The sequence below is a fragment of the Bacillus sp. P4_D3 genome (genome assembly GCF_056401855.1).
The window spans coordinates 1-1084 of record NZ_JBFUIN010000911.1; the positions used below are offsets into that span (position 1 = coordinate 1).

The following is a 1084-nucleotide window of genomic DNA, read 5'->3' on the forward strand; positions in this document are numbered from 1 at the left end:
CCCTGCGTGACAGGCAGGCATGTTAACCACTACACCACGGGACCATTTGGTTGCGGGGACAGGATTTGAACCTGCGACCTTCGGATTATGAGCCCGACGAGCTACCGTACTGCTCCACCCCGCGATAATATTATTTATATAATTATATGATAAGTGTTAGCAACCAAATTACGAAAAAATTTGGTTGCGGGGACAGGATTTGAACCTGCGACCTTCGGGTTATGAGCCCGACGAGCTACCGTACTGCTCCACCCCGCGACAATATTATTCATATAATTTATATGGTGGAGGATGACGGGATCGAACCGCCGACCCCCTGCTTGTAAGGCAGGTGCTCTCCCAGCTGAGCTAATCCTCCAAAAGTGGTGACCCGTACGGGATTCGAACCCGTGTTACCGCCGTGAAAGGGCGGTGTCTTAACCACTTGACCAACGGGCCAAATATTATAAAATGCTTATGGCGGAGAGCAAGGGATTCGAACCCTTGATACGCTTGTGACGTATACACGATTTCCAATCGTGCTCCTTCGGCCAACTCGGACAGCTCTCCAATGGCTCCGCAGGTAGGAATCGAACCTACGACCGATCGGTTAACAGCCGATAGCTCTACCGCTGAGCTACTGCGGAATAATATTGCCTGGCAACGTCCTACTCTCACAGGGACAAGGTCCCAACTACCATCGGCGCTAGAGAGCTTAACTTCCGTGTTCGGTATGGGAACGGGTGTGACCTCTCTGCCATCATTACCAGACTATATTCGCTTGAGACAAACATTATTATACTTGATTCACTTAGAAAGTCAATAAGTTTTTTATATTCTCTCAAAACTAGATAACATTGCTTCATATTATATGGTTAAGTCCTCGATCTATTAGTATTCGTCAGCTCCACATGTCACCATGCTTCCACCTCGAACCTATCAACCTGATCATCTTTCAGGGATCTTACTAGCTTACGCTATGGGAAATCTCATCTTGAGGGGGGCTTCATGCTTAGATGCTTTCAGCACTTATCCCTTCCGCACATAGCTACCCAGCTATGCCCTTGGCAGAACAACTGGTACACCAGCGGTGCGTCCATCCCGG

Annotated in this window: 6 tRNA genes and 2 rRNA genes; all 8 read right to left on the bottom strand. The window is 48.5% G+C overall.

Annotated elements, in window-relative coordinates:
• Positions 1 to 47 precede the first annotated feature (47 nt).
• Positions 48 to 124 (bottom strand) — tRNA-Met (locus AC1DTM_RS27910).
• A 57-nt stretch (positions 125 to 181) separates the two neighbouring features.
• Positions 182 to 258 (bottom strand) — tRNA-Met (locus AC1DTM_RS27915).
• Positions 259 to 282: 24 nt separating this feature from the next.
• Positions 283 to 358: transfer RNA gene (locus AC1DTM_RS27920), tRNA-Val, on the bottom strand.
• Positions 359 to 363: 5 nt separating this feature from the next.
• Positions 364 to 438, bottom strand: a tRNA-Glu gene (locus AC1DTM_RS27925).
• A 19-nt stretch (positions 439 to 457) separates the two neighbouring features.
• Positions 458 to 549: transfer RNA gene (locus AC1DTM_RS27930), tRNA-Ser, on the bottom strand.
• A gap of 2 nt (positions 550 to 551) precedes the next feature.
• Positions 552 to 626: transfer RNA gene (locus AC1DTM_RS27935), tRNA-Asn, on the bottom strand.
• Between the two features lie 8 nt (positions 627 to 634).
• Positions 635 to 750 (bottom strand): 5S ribosomal RNA (gene rrf / locus AC1DTM_RS27940).
• 100 nt (positions 751 to 850) lie between these two features.
• Positions 851 to 1084 (bottom strand): 23S ribosomal RNA (locus AC1DTM_RS27945); the annotation flags it as partial.